Consider the following 3,724-nt stretch of genomic DNA (forward strand, 5'->3'; position numbering starts at 1 on the left):
CATAAGATGGTCCTTATGTTATTGAGGGAGTTGTTACGAGATAGACGACTGGCGAACCAATCGGCTATGTTGTAATAACTAGGTGTTAATTAGACCTTTAAACTCAGCGATTTCTAGTAGTTGAGAGCCGAGTCTCAAAGCGCTAGCTGGTATCTTGTAGTTATCGCAACCCCAATAGACTTCGATATCTAATTCATCACCTGCGTCATATCCATCTGGATATTCAATAACCGCAATTGAGCACTCACGGTCTTTCATTTCGATTAATGTTTCGTCATCGTTGATGATGTTCACATCATCAATTGATAATCTGATTCTGTTGTTCATATCTCTTAATTCGCTCATATCCTTATCCTTATACTGTTACGCCGAGTGCGGCTTTTAAGCGACCAAGCGCTAGTTTTTCATCTTCCATAGGGTGTCCTTTTGAAATCCCTATCTCGATAACCATCTCAAGAGCACCAGTTGCAAGCATGAGGTCCATTTGCTCGATTCCTCCAGAATTACTTGTCTCTTCACTCCTAAATCACCTTAAAATTTTGGGTCAATCTCAAACGCTAGTAGCGCAACATATAATCGCTTGGGTATCGCTGTCACCTTTCGGTTACCGTTTGACTCAGTGATAAACTCATAGTGGTCAATGCGGCTTGTACGTGAACTGCCAGTCTTAAAATTCGTACTTACTTTCTTTGATTGACGATGACCAATCTTGACAGTCGCACCATCTGACAGCTTTTTGATTATCATTTCTTCGCTCATACGTCCTCCTGATACTTCACGCCGCAGAAAGGGCAGTAAACGAACGTCATAGTTGTTTTCTTTGGTGTTCGTCGCCCATCTACGATGAGTAACACATCCGCTTTTAGCGCATCGAACATCTCACCGTTTATTATCGGGAACACAATGTCTTTAAAAGAGGCGTCTAGTACTGGTTTGGCTTGATACTCTTTTTGCTGATTGCAATGAGCCATAATCTTTGCAGGTAATTCATCAATACATTTACATGCCATGCTTTTATCTCCGTAGTAGTGGTCATAGACCGTTAGTTAATACGTCATAGCCATCCGTCTAAAATGAATGGCTATTTTTTATTAGCTAAATTTTTGCATTGAGTTTTTAAATAGTTTTAGCGATTGCTCGCAGGGCGGTTGCCGTTTTGATACGCCTATTATGCGTAGGCGCATTTATAAATGCAAGTACTTTTGCATTAAAATATGCAAATGATGCAATAACGCATGAGCGAACGCATAAAAAAAGCCACTCAATCGAGTGGCTTTTTTTATCTTATTTATTTTTTATAGTGTTTGGTGACTAGCTTCCAGCTCTAAAGTATTGTCGCCCAACAATGATTAAGCTTTCGTGATTCTCTTTTGTAATTATTTTATCGGGGTATCGGTCATTAAAACTATGTAATCGCAGATTCCCGCCGCCTTCTAAAAAGACTTGTTTAAACATACGGTCACCATCTAGCAGTAAGGCATAAACCTGACCATCTTTAAGCTCTTTGTCACTAAGTATAATACCAACCTCATCTTTGTCATTTATATAGGGCGACATGCTGTCATTCCCAGCGCAGACAAGCTTAAAGTCTTCAGGCCTCACGCCTGCCTTCCTAAAAAACTCCTCATCAAAATCCCTATAGCCCTTTATTTCCTCAAACCCAAAGTCCTTATTGCCGTCACCGCAACAAAAAATGGTGCTATAAATCGGTATCTGTATCAAGTCTCTCCCTCCGTCTCTCACGCGCACTGCATTGCTGTTAACGATAGGCGCTAACAGATCCTTGTTTTTATCATTCGTTAAATCACTGTATCTCAAATCAGCAACCGTCACCTTAAAGTGGTCGGCGTATTTCTTCAATGTTCTGTCACTTGGATTAGCAGTTGTGCCGTTCAGTATTCTTGACGTTGTTGTCTGAGGAACATTGATGTCCTCTTGAAGCTGGGTGGCATTAGTTCTGTGCTTATGAATCAGGTGATCCAAGTTCTTAATTAGAGTGCTCATGCGAACCCCACGATTGATTGGCTAAAATTATTTAGTACTGCTTATTTTATGCGTTTACGCATACCTTTAACAGCGCCATGCGAAAGTGGTTGATTTAATGCTAATACGCATTATAATAACCATATTGATATAAAAAAGAGAATCCACTAATGCTACCTCCTCATACATGCCTAGAAAATCTCGAAGCAGCGGGTATCAGTCAAAAAGATATCAGCTTGAAAGTCGGGGCTAATCAATCGAGTGTTTCTCGAATCCAGCGCCAGCTATTCAAAAGTTCTGGTTGGCAGACGGTTGAGAGAATCCAAAGTCTTCATGAGCATATCTGCATCGACAAAAAATCATTAGATGATTTTCCGGATTATGTAGATTTCATCAAGCTTAAAGATGCTGATTACGCCTAATAAATATTGATAGCAAAAGGAGTGCCAACCCATGTACGACGACCCGAAACACATCAAAGACAACCGTATCAATGCGCGTTTCAGTGACGACGAGTACGAGGATTTAATCCGCGTCACTGGTCTGACTGGTCTGCAAAAAAGCACGCTAGTCCGTAAAGCAACGATGAAGCTTGTCGCTGAGATTAAAGCTGAGTTTGAACGAAACCTAACCGATTATGAAGACGCAGTTTAGGCGTTTTTCGGTTACCACAAGGGGAGGTCTATGCCTGATATAGAAACGGAATTTAAAAACGATGAGGAAATGAAGCAGTTGCGATGGGCGGCAGCACAAAAGGGAATGACCGTAGAAGAGTTTACGGCCCACGCCGCCAACCAGTTCGTCAAGAAGTCCAAAGACGATATTCGCAAACGCATTCAAAATCCTGAACCAATCCAGATTATCAAATAGGTGTTTTTAAGGCACCGAAAAGGAGACAAAGGTGAAATCAACGGATAGAAACTTATTTGCTTGCGAACAAGAGCGCGAACGCCAAGCAGTGCTGGCAAGTGAAGCGGTCAGTGATTGCTCGCAAGAAGAAAGCGATAAAAAGGCAGACGACAAGGCGTTTTGGAAAGTCGTTTATATATTGGTTCACGTAGCAGCGGCATTACTCGTGCTGACAACGTTATACAGAATGTGGGGTAAGTGATGTTAAGAGAGCAGATATTTTCAGATATTAGCAATTATCCAAAACCAGTTAATCCCGACTGGCAATCAGCGGTAGCTGAATACTTAGAAGAAGTGGGCGCAACTGACCTTGATGCGCCTGATGCACCAAAGCGCAAAATTCAGCGTACTAACGATCAGCTATTTGTAGCTCTCCAAGGACAGAAACGCAGAGAAGCAGAGGCAAGAGCGCAAGCTGAGTACCGTGAGGCGCAGGCACGTTTGGCGGATGGTACTGCTATTCATCGTCAAAAAAGAGAGCGTACGCCAGTGCTATCTAAAGCGGTTAAAAGCAAAACAGTCAGACCAGCAGCAGCGCCAAAGCGTAAGTACGCAAAACGCAATAGCAGTAAAGCGGCGTTTGATCAAGCAGCAGCAATCGAAAGACGTGTGGCTATGATAAGCACGCTTAAATCAGGCGGTAAGATTGAGCAGATACCGCAAAAGCGGTGCGAAGGTGGCTATGCAGAGTATCAAACGCAGTACACCGATATTCGCTGGATTGGCCGCGTGAAAGGACTGGTCATTGCACGCATACAGCGATTCAGAAGCAACACTTCTTACTTTGTCTTAGATGACTTTGAGCGCTATGAGTTGCCAGAGCCTATCAGTG

Annotated in this window: 10 protein-coding genes; 5 read left to right on the forward strand and 5 right to left on the reverse strand. The window is 42.6% G+C overall.

The window, feature by feature from the left end:
• Nucleotides 1-78: 78 nt before the first annotated feature.
• The 5 genes from V7D75_RS14390 to V7D75_RS14410 form a co-directional block, all read right to left on the reverse strand.
• The gene (locus V7D75_RS14390; protein ID WP_333615115.1) at nucleotides 79-345 is read right to left on the reverse strand and encodes a hypothetical protein; all 267 of its coding nucleotides are present in this window, start codon (nucleotides 343-345) and stop codon (nucleotides 79-81) included.
• A gap of 10 nt (nucleotides 346-355) precedes the next feature.
• Nucleotides 356-484, reverse strand: a complete 129-nt coding sequence (locus V7D75_RS14395) for a hypothetical protein (RefSeq protein ID WP_333615116.1) — start codon at nucleotides 482-484, stop codon at nucleotides 356-358.
• Nucleotides 485-531: 47 nt separating this feature from the next.
• Nucleotides 532-759, reverse strand: a complete 228-nt coding sequence (locus tag V7D75_RS14400; RefSeq protein WP_333615117.1) for a hypothetical protein — start codon at nucleotides 757-759, stop codon at nucleotides 532-534.
• Nucleotides 756-1,010 (reverse strand): hypothetical protein, encoded by a 255-nt coding sequence (locus V7D75_RS14405; protein WP_333615118.1) that lies wholly within the window; start codon nucleotides 1,008-1,010, stop codon nucleotides 756-758. Before V7D75_RS14405 ends, V7D75_RS14400 begins: the two co-directional genes overlap by 4 nt.
• Before the next feature lie 301 nt (nucleotides 1,011-1,311).
• Complete coding sequence (locus V7D75_RS14410) at nucleotides 1,312-2,004, reverse strand: S24 family peptidase (protein ID WP_333615119.1); 693 nt, start codon at nucleotides 2,002-2,004, stop codon at nucleotides 1,312-1,314.
• Nucleotides 2,005-2,153: 149 nt separating this feature from the next.
• Between V7D75_RS14410 and V7D75_RS14415 the strand changes: the two genes are divergently transcribed.
• The 5 genes from V7D75_RS14415 to V7D75_RS14435 all read left to right on the forward strand — a co-directional run.
• Nucleotides 2,154-2,405, forward strand: a complete 252-nt coding sequence (locus V7D75_RS14415; protein ID WP_333615120.1) for a hypothetical protein — start codon at nucleotides 2,154-2,156, stop codon at nucleotides 2,403-2,405.
• A 31-nt stretch (nucleotides 2,406-2,436) separates the two neighbouring features.
• Complete coding sequence (locus V7D75_RS14420; protein WP_333615121.1) at nucleotides 2,437-2,637, forward strand: hypothetical protein; 201 nt, start codon at nucleotides 2,437-2,439, stop codon at nucleotides 2,635-2,637.
• Between the two features lie 30 nt (nucleotides 2,638-2,667).
• Nucleotides 2,668-2,853: a hypothetical protein gene (locus V7D75_RS14425; protein ID WP_333615122.1), complete on the forward strand. Its 186-nt coding sequence runs from the start codon at nucleotides 2,668-2,670 to the stop codon at nucleotides 2,851-2,853.
• A gap of 31 nt (nucleotides 2,854-2,884) precedes the next feature.
• Nucleotides 2,885-3,094, forward strand: a complete 210-nt coding sequence (locus V7D75_RS14430; RefSeq protein WP_333615123.1) for a hypothetical protein — start codon at nucleotides 2,885-2,887, stop codon at nucleotides 3,092-3,094.
• A partial coding sequence (locus V7D75_RS14435) for a hypothetical protein (protein ID WP_333615124.1) occupies nucleotides 3,091-3,724 on the forward strand: 634 nt, incomplete at its 3' end. The genes V7D75_RS14430 and V7D75_RS14435, both read left to right, overlap by 4 nt.

Origin of the sequence: Psychrobacter sp. (assembly GCF_036731945.1) — a bacterium.
Lineage (GTDB): Bacteria > Pseudomonadota > Gammaproteobacteria > Pseudomonadales > Moraxellaceae > Psychrobacter.

Coding starts and splice junctions, on each gene's coding strand:
- V7D75_RS14390 (WP_333615115.1), bottom strand. CDS start 345: ATGAGCGAATTAAGAGATATGAACAACAGAATCAGATTATCAATTGAT.
- V7D75_RS14395 (WP_333615116.1), bottom strand. CDS start 484: ATGGACCTCATGCTTGCAACTGGTGCTCTTGAGATGGTTATCGAGATA.
- V7D75_RS14400 (WP_333615117.1), bottom strand. CDS start 759: ATGAGCGAAGAAATGATAATCAAAAAGCTGTCAGATGGTGCGACTGTC.
- V7D75_RS14405 (WP_333615118.1), bottom strand. CDS start 1,010: ATGGCATGTAAATGTATTGATGAATTACCTGCAAAGATTATGGCTCAT.
- V7D75_RS14410 (WP_333615119.1), bottom strand. CDS start 2,004: ATGAGCACTCTAATTAAGAACTTGGATCACCTGATTCATAAGCACAGA.
- V7D75_RS14415 (WP_333615120.1), top strand. CDS start 2,154: ATGCTACCTCCTCATACATGCCTAGAAAATCTCGAAGCAGCGGGTATC.
- V7D75_RS14420 (WP_333615121.1), top strand. CDS start 2,437: ATGTACGACGACCCGAAACACATCAAAGACAACCGTATCAATGCGCGT.
- V7D75_RS14425 (WP_333615122.1), top strand. CDS start 2,668: ATGCCTGATATAGAAACGGAATTTAAAAACGATGAGGAAATGAAGCAG.